At 53.8% G+C, this 17,296-nt stretch carries 13 protein-coding genes; 12 read left to right on the forward strand and 1 reads right to left on the reverse strand.

Annotated features, from left to right (window positions below; all coding sequences use genetic code 11):
- Positions 1–783 (reverse strand): helix-turn-helix transcriptional regulator, encoded by a 783-nt coding sequence (locus NST04_RS12900; protein WP_341184551.1) that lies wholly within the window; start codon positions 781–783, stop codon positions 1–3.
- A 187-nt stretch (positions 784–970) separates the two neighbouring features.
- Between NST04_RS12900 and NST04_RS12905 the strand changes: the two genes are divergently transcribed.
- From NST04_RS12905 to NST04_RS12960, 12 genes are all read left to right on the forward strand, one after another.
- The gene (locus NST04_RS12905) at positions 971–1,984 is read left to right on the forward strand and encodes a glycoside hydrolase family 5 protein (RefSeq protein ID WP_341185238.1); all 1,014 of its coding nucleotides are present in this window, start codon (positions 971–973) and stop codon (positions 1,982–1,984) included.
- 257 nt (positions 1,985–2,241) lie between these two features.
- Positions 2,242–4,188, forward strand: coding sequence for an alpha-L-arabinofuranosidase C-terminal domain-containing protein (locus tag NST04_RS12910; protein ID WP_341184552.1), 1,947 nt, complete (start codon positions 2,242–2,244; stop codon positions 4,186–4,188).
- 358 nt (positions 4,189–4,546) lie between these two features.
- Positions 4,547–5,122, forward strand: coding sequence for a TetR/AcrR family transcriptional regulator (locus tag NST04_RS12915; RefSeq protein WP_341184553.1), 576 nt, complete (start codon positions 4,547–4,549; stop codon positions 5,120–5,122).
- A 64-nt stretch (positions 5,123–5,186) separates the two neighbouring features.
- Positions 5,187–5,798: a GNAT family N-acetyltransferase gene (locus NST04_RS12920; RefSeq protein ID WP_341184554.1), complete on the forward strand. Its 612-nt coding sequence runs from the start codon at positions 5,187–5,189 to the stop codon at positions 5,796–5,798.
- 150 nt (positions 5,799–5,948) lie between these two features.
- Positions 5,949–7,127 carry an ROK family transcriptional regulator gene (locus NST04_RS12925; protein ID WP_341184555.1) on the forward strand — a complete coding sequence of 393 codons (1,179 nt, stop codon included), beginning with the start codon at positions 5,949–5,951 and terminating at the stop codon, positions 7,125–7,127.
- Positions 7,128–7,170: 43 nt separating this feature from the next.
- On the forward strand, positions 7,171–8,154 hold the full coding sequence (locus tag NST04_RS12930) for an ROK family protein (RefSeq protein WP_341184556.1): 984 nt from the start codon (positions 7,171–7,173) through the stop codon (positions 8,152–8,154).
- Between the two features lie 31 nt (positions 8,155–8,185).
- Complete coding sequence (locus NST04_RS12935) at positions 8,186–9,367, forward strand: MFS transporter (RefSeq protein WP_341184557.1); 1,182 nt, start codon at positions 8,186–8,188, stop codon at positions 9,365–9,367.
- Between the two features lie 18 nt (positions 9,368–9,385).
- The gene (locus tag NST04_RS12940; RefSeq protein ID WP_341184558.1) at positions 9,386–11,635 is read left to right on the forward strand and encodes a helix-turn-helix domain-containing protein; all 2,250 of its coding nucleotides are present in this window, start codon (positions 9,386–9,388) and stop codon (positions 11,633–11,635) included.
- 348 nt (positions 11,636–11,983) lie between these two features.
- On the forward strand, positions 11,984–13,576 hold the full coding sequence (locus tag NST04_RS12945) for an extracellular solute-binding protein (RefSeq protein WP_341184559.1): 1,593 nt from the start codon (positions 11,984–11,986) through the stop codon (positions 13,574–13,576).
- Between the two features lie 132 nt (positions 13,577–13,708).
- Positions 13,709–14,575, forward strand: coding sequence for an ABC transporter permease (locus tag NST04_RS12950; RefSeq protein WP_341018635.1), 867 nt, complete (start codon positions 13,709–13,711; stop codon positions 14,573–14,575).
- 27 nt (positions 14,576–14,602) lie between these two features.
- Positions 14,603–15,475, forward strand: coding sequence for a carbohydrate ABC transporter permease (locus NST04_RS12955; RefSeq protein ID WP_341184560.1), 873 nt, complete (start codon positions 14,603–14,605; stop codon positions 15,473–15,475).
- A gap of 8 nt (positions 15,476–15,483) precedes the next feature.
- Positions 15,484–17,217 (forward strand): hypothetical protein, encoded by a 1,734-nt coding sequence (locus NST04_RS12960; RefSeq protein WP_341184561.1) that lies wholly within the window; start codon positions 15,484–15,486, stop codon positions 17,215–17,217.
- The last annotated feature ends 79 nt before the right edge of the window (positions 17,218–17,296 follow it).

Raw genomic sequence — 17,296 nt, forward strand, 5'->3', positions numbered from 1 at the left:
CTATGTTACGAGTTCCCTGTACTGTGACGGCGTCCGCCCTGTCTGCTGCTTGAACTGGCGCATGAAGTGGATCTCGCTGGCGTAGCCGCTCATTTCGGCGATTTTTTTGACAGAGATGTCTGTGGTGGTGAGCAGGTACTTGGCATGTTCGATCCGGCTGGCAATGACGTCGGCCATCGGGCTTACGCCGAAGTAGTCTTTATATAGGTGCTGGAAGCAGGAACGGCTCATGGTCAGCTCGTGGGATAGTCCATCTATCGTCCAGTTGAGGAAGGGCTGGTTGTAGATTTTGGTGCGGATAATGGACATCTTGTTGTAGTGCGTGTTGCCGACTTCCTTCTGGGTCGAATGAATCCGGTTGCTGAGCTTAATGAAGAATAGCCGCAGATATAATTCAATCGTCTCGTCCTTATGCGGGTTCTCGGAATAAGCCTCATAGCACAAATGGTTAATGATGATCGACAGCTCGTTCAGATCGCCAATCGGGATCACTTCATCCCTGGGGATCGCCAGCCGGTCCAGCAGCGCTTCATCCCCCGGGTTGTCCAGCCGGAAATGGAACCAGTCATTAGTGAACTGCGGCCCATGCGCCCGGTAGAGCTGGGGGGTGTGCTCGCTATATAGGATAAAGGAATCCGGTCCGGTGACCCGGCTCTCTCCCTCCAAAGTGAAGATGGCCGGGGTTTTCAGCAGCAATAGCATATGGTCGCCCGAGCCCTGGGGCCGGTTAATGATGAAGTCCGCGTCATGGCTGTGGTTGTAGCCGATATTGTGTATGTTCATAGAAGCCTCCTGCGCAGCAGATAGGTCTATTGTAGAAGCTTAGAGTGCCCTTTGTAAATGAGGATTGCACAATAAGTTAGTACTTACGCACGATGTGTAATTGTTCTGCGGCCAGGGTTTATCTATGCTTAAGACAGGTAGCAGTAAGAGCTTACAATGCAGGCTGAGGCCGGAGAGGATGATCGTGATGAAAGAATGGACGGGTTATACCAGAGGGGTGAATCTTGGAGGCTGGCTGTCCCAGTGTCCGTATCAGCATGCCCATTATGAGAGCTTCATTACGGAGAAGGATATCGAGACGATTGCCTCCTGGGGTCTGGACCATGTCCGGCTTCCTGTGGATTATGAAGTGATAGAGGATACGGGGAATGCTGAAACTTACGCCGGTTTCAAGCATATCGACAATTGCATCCGCTGGTGTGCTGCCCATGGGCTGAATCTCATTATTGATCTGCATAAAACGCCCGGCTTCTCCTTCAACAGCGTGGCCGAGAATTCCCTGTTCGATGATCCGGCGCTCCAGGAGCGGTTCCTGAATCTGTGGAAGGCAATTGCCAGCCGGTATGCCAGTTATAAGGATACTGTGGCTTTTGAATTGTTGAATGAGATTGTGGAGCAGGACAGCAGCCGCTGGAACGCACTGGCCCACCGGACAATTGCCGAGATACGCAAGCACGCCCCGGAGACCAAAATCGTTATCGGTGGTATCCAGTGGAACAGTGTGCATACGCTGGAGCTGCTCGATCAGCCCTATGACGAGAATATCGTGTACACGTTCCACTTCTATGAGCCGTTCCTGTTCACACACCAGCGTGCGGCTTGGGTGGAACAGATGCCTAAGAGCAGTATGGAGTATCCGGGTGACCTTGCGAACTACCGCAGCACTTCGGCGGCCATTGGTGCTTTTGGCTCCGGGCTTCATGCCGAAGGTATCCAAGAGATGGGTCCGGCGTACATGACCAGCTTGATTCAGAACGCCATCGATGTGGCAGCGGAGCGGAATGTGTATCTGTACTGCGGGGAATATGGAGTCATTGAACAAGCCCCGTCGCAGGGCGTGGTGAACTGGTACCGGGATGTGCATGGAGTGTTCGAGCAGTACAAGATCGGGCGGGCCGCGTGGACGTATAAAAAGATGGACTTCGGCATCTCCGACCGTTACGACAGCAGCATTACGTCTGAGGTTATTTCATATTTGTAGGCGGCTAATAATAAGAAGCACTTAAGAGATTTAGCAAAAAGCGTAAAGAAACGGAGGGGGAATTTGGAACTGGAGGAGCGGCAGCGTTCGCCTTTGTCTGCGGATTTCCACCGCGAACAGCGGTATACAATCAAGAAATCTGCAGAAGGGCAGCGACCGGAAGTCCAAATGTTCACCGCAGTGACGATAGCGCTTCCAGTCAAACTCTTTAAGTGCGTTTAGTTTTTTATTACTCTTTTCTAAGTGAGGTCTTATAAATGAAACTACAAATCACAGATAAATCCGGTGTGCCGATCACCAAGGGGATGATAGGGCTCTTCTTCGAGGATATCAACTACGGGCTGGACGGCGGGCTGCATGCCGAGATGATTGAGAACCGTTCCTTTGAATTCATGAAGGCGCAGGGCGACAGGGGGAGCTACAGCGAGAGCCATGACGGTCTCTATGGCTGGACAGCATATCCGGCAGAAGCCAGCGGGGCCACCCTGAAGATTGAGACGGAGCATCCGCAGAATGAGGTCAATCCCCATTATCTGGCGTTTACCGCCGGGGAGACGCAGAACGCTTTTACCAATAAGGCCTATGATGGTGTGTCTCTGAAGCCGGGACTTACGTATGAGGTATCCTTCTATGCCAGAGCGGAGGGGTACGCAGGGGGCATTGAAGTTTCAGTTGAGACAAGCGGTACAGTTATGGCGCAGGCTGTCATCACCTCAGCGGTAGGGGAAGAGTGGACACGCTATACGGCGCAGCTTAGCAGCAATGAGGCTGTATCGTATGGGGATTTCGTCATCCGGTTGGATGCGCCGGGCACGGTCTGCTTCGACTTTATTTCCATGATTCCCTCCGATGCGGCGCTGGGTCTGTTCCGCCGGGATCTGGTCGGGCTGCTGGAAGAGATGAAGCCGGGCTTCCTGCGCTTCCCGGGTGGATGTATTGTTGAGGGCTATAACCTGGAGAACCGTTACCAATGGAAGCGGAGTGTGGGCGCCGCCGAACAACGCAAGAATAACAGCAGCCGCTGGGCGCTGCACGGGAATAATGAAGAGAATCAGTACACGAGCGAGTACAGCCATTATAATCAGAGCCTGGGAATCGGGTTCTATGAGTATTTTCTGCTGTGTGAATACCTGGGAGCGCGGCCGATTCCGGTGCTGAATGTCGGGCTGGCCTGCCAGTTCCAGTCTACTGAGCATGTGGGCGTACATGATGATGATTTCCAGGAGTATATCCAGGATGCGCTGGACTTGCTGGAATTCGCCAACGGACCGGTGGATTCACCGTGGGGACGACTGCGGAGTGAGATGGGGCACCCGGAACCATTTGGTCTGGAGATGATCGGGATCGGCAATGAACAGTGGGAGACGGAGCATGCGGACTTTTTCACCAGGTACGATCTGTTCGAGCAGGCGATTCATGCAGCGTACCCGGCTGTGCAGCTAATCGGCTCTGCCGGGCCGGATGTCAGCTCAGATAACTACACCCGGGCGTGGGAATATTACCGGAAGCGTGCTGCGGGCAATCCGAATTTCGTCTATGCGGTCGATGAGCATTATTATGTGAAGCCGGAATGGCTGTGCGAGAATGTGCATTTCTATGATAAGTATCCGCGGGATATCAAGGTATTCGCCGGGGAGTACGCAGGCCATTATGGCAACGGGATGAATTCGCCGCACTTCAACAGCTGGGGCGCTGCGCTGGCCGAAGCCGCATTCCTGACGGGCCTTGAGCGCAACGCTGATATCGTCGTGCTGGCCTCTTATGCACCGTTGTTCGCCAGACTTGGCTACGCCCAGTGGTCGCCGGACATGATCTGGTTCGATGGTGAGAACAGCTACGGCACGCCAAGCTACTATGTGCAGCAACTGTACAGTACGCTGATGGGAACGAAGGTACTGCAGACGGTACATGACCAGGAGGAGATTCCTTACACTGTATCTTATGATGAGGAGCAGCAGATCCTTTATGTGAAGCTGGTGAACACGCAGGACCGTACCGTTCAGGTGGAGCTGGAGACTGCGCTGTCCTTGACCGGAAGCGGCGAAGCCTATGTGATGCAGGGCGAGGAGACGGAAGTGAACTCGATTGAGGCTCCGCGCAACATCGCGCCTAAGCGTGTGCCGATTGAGACCGCAAGCCGGATGGTTTATACACTGGAGCCGAAGTCGTTCCATGTGCTGCGGATGGAATGCGGGGTAAGGTAAGGTGGGCGAAAGTAGTGCTCGCAAGATCAAATAAAAGGAATATGGGGGAGACGGGAGGTTGCCGTCTCCCCTTCTTTTTCCAGGAGTCAGTTTAATTGTATTCCGTACAGCTAAAAGTAGCCTAAAACCCGGATAAGCTGAGTTAACTGCATTAAACCGCCCATAGAGCCTGAATTGTTCATTTTAGTTGTATGAATTACAGTTAACCTTTGGCTAACGCGCATTGGAAGTTTGACACCACCAACCTCCCGGTATAAAATAAACTAAAATGATAGATAGACATATCATTTTAATTAATTTAGTATCATTAAGTTGACAAAACTATCACTCATCCTACAGCAGAGGCAGGCCTATATTCATGAAAACTAGTGTTAAAGATAACAAACGGAAGGCCATTCTGGATGCATCGACGGAGCTGCTGGCGCTCAAGCCGACGGCTACTCTACAGGAGATCGCGGATCACGCAGGGATCGGCATTGCGACGCTGCACCGTTATTTCTCCACCAGAGAGCTGCTGCTGGATGCGCTGGCGCTGAATGCGATCGGGCTGGTGGAAGAAGCGCTTGGAGGCGTTACCGCAGAGGAGCACGATATGCTCCCATTCCTGACGGAAGTGTTCGAGGTGCTGATTCCCTTGGGTGGTAAGGTGTCTTTTCTCAGCAGCGCCGCCTCCGTGGACGAGAATCCGCATATTGTAGCCGAGGAAGCACGGATCAAGCAGCCGCTGCGGGAAGCGGTGGAGGGCTGGCAGGCACGCGGTCTGCTGAATACCGGAATGACCGCCCACTGGATCATAACGGTCATGTATAATCTGTTGTTCGTTGCCTGGCAGGAGTTTCAGAAGGGTAATCTTGCGAAGAATGATGCTCCGAAGCTGCTGGTTACTACAGTCCTCCAAGGCTTCAGCGGAACAGGGCATGGGGACGGCAGGTAACCGTGAAGAGGGCACGTTCACCAAGACGGTAGAATCTGGAACGGAACAATAAGGAGGAATTTGTATGTCAACACTGCAAGTAGAGATCGTGAGCCGCTTGGATGAGGAACAGAAACGCGAAGTCGCCAGGCTGTTTTATCAGGCTTTTACCTTGAAATTCAGCGGAATATGGATCTTCTCCCGTAAAGAGCAGGAGATTGTGGACGTGCTGAGCCGCTGTCTGCATTATGACAAGGCCCTGTATGCGGTGTATGAAGGAAGGGTCGTAGGCTTTGCCGGTCTGGAGACGGGCGTTGGCTTCTTCATGACACTGAATTACCGTTCACTTAGGCAGACCTTCGGGCTGCTCGGCGGCGCTTGGCGCTATGCAGCTTATGGCATCTTCCGCCTGCTTCATGGCAATACCCCCTCAAATGCAGTGCATATTGATCCGCTTGTTGTGTCTGAGCAGGCCAGAGGGCTGGGAATCGGAACCCGGCTGCTGGAGGCTGTCTTCGCGTGGTCCCGGGAGGCGGACCGCAGTAAGGTGCTGCTGGAGGTTGTCGATACCAATCCGCTGGCGAAGAAGCTGTATGAGCGGGTGGGCTTCCGGACCTTCAAGGTGCAGAATACCCGGTTATTCTCCTCGCAGGCCGGCTTCCACAAAGTGCTGCATATGGAGAAAATGCTGAATTAGCCTGGCACGCATTCCCGGTCCGCAGGAGGATCGGGGATTTTGCATTTTATGGGGTGATAGGGTCTGGATAAATCACCCGAAAGATTGTATATTAGACTGTATATTAAGTTAGTAAACTTAATTAACTATGTATAGAACGGAGTATGAATCGTGAAAATTCAAACGGCCGGGACCCCCAAGGTCATGCGCAATCTGAATGAATTTCTGATTCTGGACCGGATCATCGGCGGCGGACCGCAATCCAGAGCGGATCTTAGCCGGTATACCGGCCTAAGCAAGCCTACGGTATCCTCAGCCATTGCTCATCTTATAGAACGCGGACTGGTCAGAGAGACCGGCAGAGCGGAGAACACTCAGGGCCGTAAAGCGACTCTAGTGGAATTCAACCCGAAATGCTTCTATACCCTAGGGGCAGAGGTGGGAGGAAGCAGCCTGCGGATAGCGCTTGCGGATATGAGCGGAGAAATCTGCTATTACAAGCAGCTGTCTATGCCGGAGAGCGGGCTGACAGAGGCGGTGTGTCACGACTTTCTGGTGCAGAGCATAGAGGGACTGCTTGCGGATTCCGGGATCTCCCGGGAGAAGCTGCGGGCCGCGGCCTTCGGGATTCCAGGCGTAGTGGACCCGGCAGATGGCAGCGTATCTGACCTGGTTGCCCCGCTGCGCGGGTGTGAAGGGGTGCTCGCAAGGACTAATCTGGCCCAGCTGTTCCCCGTGCCTGTCGTGACGGAGAATGATGTCAACCTCGCGGCGCTGGCAGAGTATACCTCTTCGGGGATGGAGGCAAGCGGCTCTCTCCTGTACTTCTCCATAGGCGCAGGAACCGGGGGCGGCTTCATTATCCACGGGGAGATCTACCGGGGGCTTGGCGGCGGTGCAGGGGAACTAGCCAATCTGATGCTGAGCGCGGGCAGGCTGGAGGATGTACTATCTACAGACGGATTAAGGCAGCTGGCTAACCGGATGGCAAAAGAACACACAAGTTCAGGTGATTCAGCGTATCTGCTGTCCATACCGGGAGGACCGGTGGAGCAGATATGGGATGAAGTGCGCAGAGGTGAGCCTCTTGCACTTGCTATTATCGAGGCCTATTGCAATCTGCTTGCAGAGGCGGTAGGCAGTATTTGTACCGTGATGGCTCCAACGACAGTGGTCCTTGGAGGCGAACTGGGCAGCCATGGGGAGATCCTGCTGGAGAGGCTGGAATCCCGGCTGGGCGGGCTTCACCGGAAGCCCCGGCTGGCTGCGTCCAGCCACGGGGACAAGGATGTGGTGCTTGGAGCGGTGCAGACCGCGGTCCAATTGGCTTTTCGTGAGATGCGGGCATGAGAAGTATAAGCTTATATTAAATAGAATGACGGGGGAATCCTAGATGAATATGTTAACTGCCGGAATTGATGTGGGCGGAACCAAAACACTGCTATGCCTGACGGATGAAGAAGGAACGGTGCTTGAACAGTACAAGGTGGAGACGCAGCTGAGCCGGGAGCCGGGGGTGTTCTTCCGCTGGTTATTCGCCGAACTGGAGCAGCTATGCAAGCGTAACGGTACTAAGCTCGCTTCTCTGAAGGGAGTAGGCATCGGGTTCCCGGGAGTCATGAATGAGCGCACGGGTACATTGACTAGCGCACCGGCGCTCAATTGGCCTGCAACCGCGGATATCCGTCCGGTAATTGCAGCTTATTATCCCGGACTGGTGGTGCTGGACAATGATGTGAATATGGCGGCTATGGGCGAGTATGCAGCAGGCTCGGCTGCCGGGTCTGAGCATTTCATTATGATCACGGTCGGCACGGGGGTGGGCAGCGCCTTGTTCCTGAACGGCCAGCTCTACCGGGGAGCCAGCTTCGCTGCGGGTGAGATCGGCTATCTCATCGTTGAGCCGGGAGCGGTTCATGCTGCTGCCGATCCGGAGTACAGTGAGTTTGGCCCGTTTGAGATGGAGGTATCCGGCACGGGTATCGGGGCGAAAGCAGCGGCTAGGCTGCACGGGAATAATAGCAGTTCATTGATCCGGGAGCTGGCGCAGGGCGATGCGGTCCGGGCGGAGCATGTATTTGCAGCGGCGCAGCAGCAGGATGAGACCGCACTTGCGCTGCTGGATCATGCGTATGAACAGATGGCGGCGGCGGTCAAGAATATTGCGATTACGCTGGATCTGGAGCTGGTGATTCTGGGCGGTGGTGTCGTGGAGAAGAACCCGGGCTATGTGCAGGAGGTTGCAGCGCGGGTCAGCCGGTATACACCTGAACAATCTTTATTGATCCGGCAGGCGGTGCTTGGTAATCAGGCGGGAGCGATAGGTGCTGCGGCCGCGGCCCGAAGCAGGCTGAACGCAGGAACCGGGCAGAATTGAGGGTATGAATATGAGACGCGGAACAAGTATAATGAGATTCTCTGTAGGCAGCAAGGAGAGCGAGGTCCTGCTGAAGATGCGCGGGCTGTATCTGTTCACAGGTCTGGCCGGGGGCAGCTTCAACCCGTATGTCACCTCCCTTCTGGTTCATCAGGGCATGACGAGCCAGAGAATTGGAGTGATGATGGCATTCGGCACCTTGCTGGCGATTCTGTTTCAGCCGTTATGGGGAATTTTGGTGGACCGCTATCAACGAACAAGACTGGTACTGATGCTTACCCTGATTGTTCCCGGCACCATAGTCTATCTCTACAATGTAAAATGGCTTGTCGTCATTGTACTTGTATACAGCTTGTATACGATTTTTCAGAGTACCCAGACGCCGATTGCCGACTCTTATGCAGTGAATGCAGCTTCAGCCGCAGGTACCTCGTTTGGCACCATCCGCCTGTTCGGCAGTATCGGCACAGCGCTGGGAGGGTATTTCGGCGGACTGTATCTGAACTGGATGGGAGTTGCAGAGCTATGGATTCCCTTCCTGATCTTCAACCTGCTTGCCCTTCTGCTCGTGATTACCATCCCGGTGAATGTGGAGCGGCAGACGCAGCATGTAACCTTCACCAGCGGAATCAGGCAGCTGCTGGGCAACCGGGTCTTTCTGCTGTTTCTCGCCGGCTGTTTTCTGGTGAACCAGACACTTACGGCCTTCAACTCTTTCTTTGTCCTGACCTTCCAGATGGCGGGCGGGAGCTTCGCATGGTCAGGCATCGCCCTGATGATTGCTTCCATTACCAGCGTTCCGGCAATGCTCGTGGCCGCAAGAGTCCTGAAGAAGTATGGCTATGAGAAAACATTGATGCTGGCCTCCGTTGTCTACATGCTCCGCTGGGCGATCCAATGGCTCATTCCTGTTCCCGGTGTTATGATAGGTGTCCAGACACTGCACGGCATGTCGTTTGGTTTCTTTTACATTGCAGCTGTGGAATATGTGGCCTCTATTACGGGCAAAGAGCTGCAAGCCACAGGACAAAGCCTGTTCAATATGGTGTTTGTCGGTCTTGGCGGCATTGCCGGTAACCTGCTGAACGGGTATCTGCTGGAGACCGGCGGCCCGGGGCTGATGTATTTCTCCTGTACGGTGAGCGCCGCGTTAGGTGCATTGCTGCTGTACAGAGTCAAGACCATTTCACATAGGCAGCAGCAGTCTGAATAAGAAGAAGGGGGAAGCTCTATGAAGCGCAGTTGGTATAGTCGGATGCTATTCTCATACTTCCCTGTCTTCCTGCTTGTAGTCACTGTTCTAATCTTCCTGGCCTTCATGGTCATTACGGAGCTGTCCCGCAGCGAGACGCAGAAGGCTAATTACATATCCACCAGCTATGTGGCGGATACGGTGGAGCGGACCTTGAATGATATAGAGCTGGGGGTGCTGCAGGAGATCGGAAATAACTATTCTTATAATGACTTCTTGGATGCGCCCTCCGGTACGGAATCACCGGCAGGCAGCTCATATGAAATTGTGCAGAGTATGAACCGTCTATCTGAACGCTTCAGCCTCATTGATTCAATCTATGTCTACCGTAACAAGGACAAGCTGATGCTGGGCCAGAGCGGATACGTGAATCCGGGACAGGGCCAGGGGCTGGAGGCAGAATATTTGCAGCGCCTCTCCGCGAATAAGCAGCAGCAGGGGTGGAGCGCTGTACGGATGGTTCAGCCCAGGAACTCTCAGGACTTACGGCCGGTGATCAGCCTGGCCAGCAGGCTGCCGATTCCTTGGGGCTCCGACGGTTATATTGTTATTAATGTCAGTGTGTACCGCATACAGCGTCTGGTGGACAGCTTGACGAGTGGAGACCTGTCCTTCCTGCGGATCAAGGATGTCTCGGGGACACCGGTCTATGATTCTGCTCCAGCCGCAGACGGCGGGAATAACAGAACGCTCTCGAAGGTCGAGGCGAAGGATCTCGGCTGGACCTTCGAGAGCGGGCTGCGGGCCGGGCGCTTATTCGACTGGATCTCGGTGATCTCCTACGTCTGTTTCATTCTCGGGCTGCTGACGATTGCGCTGGGCGTAGTGTATATCATCTACATCACCCGGCGGAATTACCGGCCTATCCATCAACTGATGGTGCGGATTCAAGGACTCCAGCCTGCGGCCCAGCATGCCGCGCCTGCTGTGGCTTCCGATGAGCTGGCCCTGATGCATAACGCACTGGACCGGCTGGTGCAGATCACTACCGACTATGAGCGGGAACGCTACGAGAATCTGGTCATTCAGCGACGGGAGCTGTTCCAGGATTTCCTCAGCGGGCAGCGGCTGGAGGATGCGGCAGAGCGGCTGGAGTCGCTGGACCCTTTTGAGGGCACTAGGGAGTTCGAAGCCTTCGTTGTATTCGCAGCCGAGCTGAACCGGGAGAAGGACTGGCGTGCGCTGCCTGCTCAGGATCAGAACCTGCTGAAATTCGCCTTAACCAATGTACTGGGGGACCTGATGGCAGATAAGCAGCTTCAGGCTTGGGCCGAATGGATAAGCGGGGAGCGGCTGGGGATGATTATTGGCCTCCGGTTCCAGCCGGTGAAGGATGACAGCGATACGATGCTGGAGCTGGCAAGAGACTGCCACCGCTGGATTATGGATAATCTGCGGGTATCTCTGACCTTCGGAGTGGGTACGGTCGTCCGGGACTGGCGGGAGATCCGGAATTCTTACGCGGCTGCGGCTGAGGTACTGAGTCACAGGCTGGCCTTGGGGACAGAGATTGCGGCAGTGCAGATGGATCAGCAGGACGAATCCGGACTACAGAGCTACAAATACTTCGGAAGCTTCACCCAGCTTGTCCGTGAATTCCGCCTATCGGGCGAGAACTGGCGAATCCGGCTGGACGAAATCTTCGATTCCTTCCGCAAGGACCGCCTGAAAGACGAAGAGATCTATATGCTGCTGGAAGTGCTGCTTCAGGCGCTGGAGCAGGAGCTTAAGGGCATAGCGGAGACGCTGGACCGTCAGCTTGCGGCAGCATGGACCGGCGGTCTGCGGGAACGCATCCGGGGCAGTACCGATCTTGAAGAGATCCGGGAGCTGCTGACCGGCTGGCTGAATGAAACCTACCATGTCTATGTGTCGGTCAATGAGCTGAAGAGCCACCGGGTAATGATTACCGAGGTTAAGCATTATATTGAAGAGCATTATGCGAATCCTGATCTCTCCTTGAATCATCTGAGCGAACGGTTCCAGATCTCTGCGAAATACGCCAGCTACCTGTTCAAGGAAGAGTTCAATATGAAGTTCGTGGACTTTCTCGCAGAGCTGCGGCTGATGAAGGCCAAGGAACTGCTGGATACGACTTCAGAGAGCATACAGGATATTGCTCTGCAGATTGGATATGCTAATTCCATTACCTTCGGACGGGTCTTCAAACGGATTACGGGCATGACCCCGGGGGATTACCGCAAATTAAAGCTCCATAAAGATGAATAGGCACTGCGTAAATCCGGCTTCCGCTGATTCCGGGTTTGCGCTTTTTTTAATTGCTGGGGGAGATATGGGGCAATGGATGACAAATACATAACATAATAAGTTATATATAAGTTAGGTATTTAGGTTTGTGGATACAATTTTCGTGAAGGATTTCTACGATAATTGTATATTAGGAATGAAAAATGCTGCGATTTCATTGGTTTTTTCATGAAAATTCAATAAGAAACATGTATATTGTCGAATTCCGCAAACGATGTAATAATTCATCACATGGTCAAGCCGTAAGCATCATACAGAGACAACAGGCTGATTGAAATCAGAAATCGAAAGGGATAGGTGACAGGAAATATGACAAATGATAACGGTAAAAGAAAGTTGGCGCTCGGTCTCTCAGCGGTTCTTATGTCATCCATGGTATTGTCTGCATGCTCGTCTAAAGATTCTAATGAAGCAAGCGGCAACGGTGAAGCACCAGCCGGCAGCTTGAAGATTGAAATTTTTGACCGTGGCAATGCGCCGGCCGGTGTTACGGCATCCGACAATTTCCTCACCAATTATGTGAAAGAGAATTTCGGTAAGGCGAACAATATCGATGTGGAATTCGTCCCTATCCCCCGCTCGGAAGAAGTGACCAAGCTTAATGTCCTGATGGCCAGCGGAACCGATGTTCCTGATATCGTCTTCACCTATGACTCCGGGACTTTCAATAAATATGCCGAGCAGGGCGGGCTGACGGATCTGACTCCGCTGCTGAAGGAACACGGCCAGAACCTGACCAAGTTCCTTGGCGAGGATACTCTGCGCTACGGTCAATACGATGGCGTCCAGTATAGCATTCCCGCCAAACGTTCTACCGTAGGTAAATATGCTTCCTTCATCCGTCAAGACTGGCTGGATAAGCTGGGGCTTCCCGTTCCGGCTACCTCAGAGGAGCTGTACAATACACTGACCGCCTTCAAGACCAAAGATCCGGGTGAAACCGGCGGCAAGGTGATTCCGCTGGGCATGACGATTGCTGCGGCGCAGTATGATTCGCTGGTCTGGTCCTTCATTAAGCCGGTCAGTGAGCAGGAGCGCTTCGAGCTTACACAGAACCTGAGCTCCCGCGACTACCCGATTCTGCTGCCTGGATTCAAGGATGCCATTCAATATATGAACAAGCTGTATAACGAAGGGCTGATCAGCAAGGATTTTGCCCTGGACGAGAATAAAGAGACCCTTACGCAGAATATCGGGAACGGGCTTGTGGGCGCATTCAGCGATGATAACGATGCGATCTTCTACCCTGACGGTGCTTATGATGTTATGACGAAGAATAACCCGAAGGCTGTACTGAGCGCCATTGATCCGTTCACGAACAGCGAGGGAAAGACGGCTAAGCCGGTATCTGCTCCGAACGGAATGTACATTATGATTCCGAAGTCCAGCAAGCATGCGGTGGAAGCTATTAAGTATCTGGACTGGATGGCTACAGATGGCCACCTGCAATATATCCAGAACGGGATTGAAGGCGAGCATTACACGCTGGAAGGCGGCGTGCCGGTCTCCATTCCGGATATGTCTGTCGAATCCTCCAACAAGCTGTCAGGCGGCGGGGATATCGGGATTATCGCGAACGGACGGATTTTTGAGAGCCAGGAGAAGAATAATGAAGCCTTCGTGAAGAGCTTCCGCACCCAGTATCAGGACATCATCGCGAAATCACTGACGATTTCCACCACTAACCCGATTGAGCCGGTGTTCACCAGCCGTCCGATTGAGGCAGAGAGCAAATACGGCACGACACTTAGCGATAAAATCAAGCAGTTGATGGTCAAATCTACAATGGTCTCCCCAGGCGAATTCGAAGTCACCTATGAGAGTATGCTGAAGGACTACATGTCGAGCGGCGGACAGGCCATTCTGGATGAACGCAAGGCTGCCTACAGCGAGCAGAAATAATTGAATTAGCGGTCTGTGAGGGAGGGGGAGCGGCAGGGCCGCCGGTCTTGGCTGCTTCCCCTTACAGCCTCATGGCATAGTGGAGGAGGAATCGTTGTGGGATACACCCGTTATTTCCGCAGAAATTGGCAGATGTACGCATTGCTGGTCTTACCCATCCTGTTCTTTATTATTTTCAAGTACGGTCCAATGTATGGAGTGCAGATTGCGTTCAAGGACTTCAACTTTTTCAAAGGCATCGGTGGCAGTGAATGGATTGGTCTTGACGGATTCCGCGAGGTATTTGCGAATCAGGACTTTTATATAACCTTACGCAACACGTTGATGCTGAACGTTCTGGATCTGATCGTCTCTTTTCCCGCCCCTTTAATTATTGCGATCATGCTGTTTGAGCTGAAGGTGGTCTGGTTCAAGAAGCTGTCTCAGACGATTCTGTATATTCCGCATTTTATTTCCTGGGTAATCATCGGCGGGATCGTGTACCAGCTCTTCGGCCAGCAGTCGGGGATGATTAACAACCTGTTAACGAGCCTGGGGCTGGATGCCATTCCTTTTCTCTCTGACAAAAATTATTGGCTGATCACCTACCTGCTGACCGGTGTCTGGCAGAGCGCAGGCTGGGGGACGATTCTCTATCTGGCGGCACTCGCGGGCATCAATAAAGAGCTGTTCGAAGCGGCGGAGGTCGATGGGGCCGGAAGAATCAAGCGCATTCTGCATATTACGATCCCGGGAATCAAGCCGACGATTGTTACGCTCTTGATCATTAATCTGGGCAACATGATCTCGATTGGCTTCGAGCGGCCGTTCGTGATCGGTAACCTTGCGGTTATGGAATACTCGGATGTGCTGAGTACCTTTGTCTACCGGATCGGTCTGGAATCGGGGCAGTATACGCTGGCTACGGTGGTTGGGTTGTTCCAGGCGGTGGTCGGACTTCTATTCCTGCTGGCAGCGAACTATATTTCCAAGAAGCTTACAGACGAGAGCATCCTATAATCAACCTTTGGATCGGGAGTGTACATTATGAATGAAAGAGCAGCTAACAAGGCGTTTGATACATGGATTGTGATCTGCTTGACCTTATCGGTGCTGGCATGTCTGATTCCGTTCGTGCATATTCTCGCTGTATCCTTCAGCGGAACGGTCCCGATTGCTTCGGGCAAAGTGACTTTATTCCCTATGGACTTCAATATTGAGGCGTATAAAAAAGTGTTCGGTGATGCCGCGATGATCCGCTCGCTGGTCTTCACGATATTCCTGACGGTGCTGTTCACAGCGCTGTGCATGATGATGACGGTTGCGGCGGGCTACGCCCTGTCGAAGAAGGATCTGAAGGGCCGTAAAATCTTCATGTTCATCATTGTCGTCACCATGTTCTTCAGCGGCGGTATTATTCCAGAGTATATTCTGACACGGGAGCTGCATTTGCTGAATACGATCTGGGCGCTGGTGCTGCCCGGTCTGATCAGCCCCTTCTATATGATTATCCTGATTTCTTTTCTGGCCGGTATTCCGGACGCGCTCAAGGAGTCCGCTGAGATCGACGGCAGCAGCCAGTTCGGGACGCTAATCCGTATCATTCTGCCGTTATCCATGCCGGTGCTTGCTACCCTAAGCTTGTTCTATGCCGTCGGCAGATGGAACGGATTCCAGGATACGCTGATGTATATCACGAAGCCGGAGCTGTATCCGCTCCAGCTTAAGCTCTATCATATGATCCAGAACAGCCAGGTTACCGATATGATGAGAATGGAGGGGAATGCGATCAGCACGGTTGTGCCGGAGAGTCTGAAGGCGGCTACTGTAGTGTTCGCCACAGTGCCTATTCTACTCGTCTATCCATGGCTGCAAAGATACTTCGTCTCCGGTGTGATGACCGGGGCGGTGAAAGGGTGAGCAGACAGATGTTCAAGAAGATAACGGACATTAATGACAAATGGACACAGGAATCCATGGAGCTGCAGATTAATGACCGGGAGAGCCGGTACTTCGGGGGTGTGCGTGATCCGCTGAGCGGCGTAGCCTGGCCGAATCACACCGGCACGGCCCAGTATCTGGCGGCATGGGCGGCTGCGCTGGTGAATGAGCAGTCCCGGTATTACCGGGATATAGTACTGCTGGAGCAGCTGCATGAGGGGATGGCGTTCATGCTGCGGTTCCAGCATGAGGACGGCACGATCTCGCCGGGCTGGACGAATTATCATTCCCCGCCGGATACGGCGTTCGTGGTGGTCGGATTAGCCAATATCCTCACGCTGCTGGAGCGGCAGAGCTGGCCGCCGCTGAAGCCGGTAACGGATCAGATAAGAGTCTTCCTGGAACGGACGATTCCGGCGATGCTGACCGGGGGTGTGCATACCCCGAATCACCGCTGGGTGCTGACTGCCGCGCTGGGGTCTTTATACCGGATTTTTGCCCTGGAGGAGCTGCAGGCAAGAGCCGGAGAATGGCTTCAAGAGGGGATGGACATTACGCCGGACGGCGAATGGACGGAGCGGAGTAACGGAATCTACAATACGGTCAGTGACATTATGCTCTATTACGCCGCGCAGGATCTGAACCGCCCTGAGCTGCTGGAGCCGGTCCGCCAGAATCTGCGGATGATGAAATATCTGGTTCACCCGGACGGTGAGGTGGTCACCGATTATTCGGGGCGGCAGGATTTCGGCAGCGTCTACTCGCTGGCTGACTATTATCTGTGCTATCAGCTGATGGCAGAGCAGGACCGCGACCCGGAATTCGCAGCTCTTGCGGAGCTGGCAAGCCGCTCGGTGATGCATCCGGGCTCGCTGCCCAATCAGATTATGCTGGGATTCCTGCTCTATCCGCAGATGCAGGCGGCCTCAGTCGCGCCGGGAGACCTGCCGGACAGCTACCGCAAGGTAATAGATGGTGCATTCAACCGTCAGGAGCTGATCGGCCGGATCGGTCAGGACGGCTACGGCGGGCCTGTCCGCCACAGCAAGCAGCATACGGAATTCGGCGCACCGGTTGCCCGGGTACGCAGCGGAGAGACCAGTGTAAGCGTGATGACCGAGGCTTCCTCGCTGTTCTCGCTGCGGCATGGCCGGGCAAGGCTGCTGGGGGTTCAGCTGGCTTCAAGCTTCGGGCCGGGACAGATTACGATGGATTCACTGACAGAGACAGCGGACGGATTCCAACTGGAGTCTGCTGCCGATAAGGGCTACTATGGCACTATTCCCGCAGATAAGCTGCCTCCGCGCACCGGCTTGCCTACCAGCCCGTGGTATCTGCTGCCTCATAGCGAGCGGCCGCTTACTCATAACCAGACCAGCAGTGTCTGCGTGAAGGTAAGCGAGTGGGAAGCAGGCTGGGATTTGCACTACTCAGCGCCGTCCCCGGCAGATGTGCTGACCCAGATTGTCCTGCTCTTCGGCAGCGAGGGCAGACTCGAAGGCTCCGCGCTGACGCCGGTACCGGGTATGAGCGAGACATCCTTCTGGACCGCCGGGACGCTGCGTTACAGCTCCGGGGAGGATTGGATGGAGCTTGAGCAGGGCTGTCATGAGCATCACCTGGCCGATATCCGCGGGATGAGCTATCCCGAAGGCTGCCAGAAAGTCATCATAACGCTCATTACTCCGCTTGAGTATACTCTGCGGATTCGTCTTTCCTGACAGATGCCTATATAATGAAAGGGTTATCAGGATTTATCAGGATGGAAGGGTTCAGCCAGATTAGAAATTAAGGTGTATG

It is taken from the genome of Paenibacillus sp. FSL H7-0756 (genome assembly GCF_038006765.1).
Lineage (GTDB): Bacteria > Bacillota > Bacilli > Paenibacillales > Paenibacillaceae > Paenibacillus_AQ.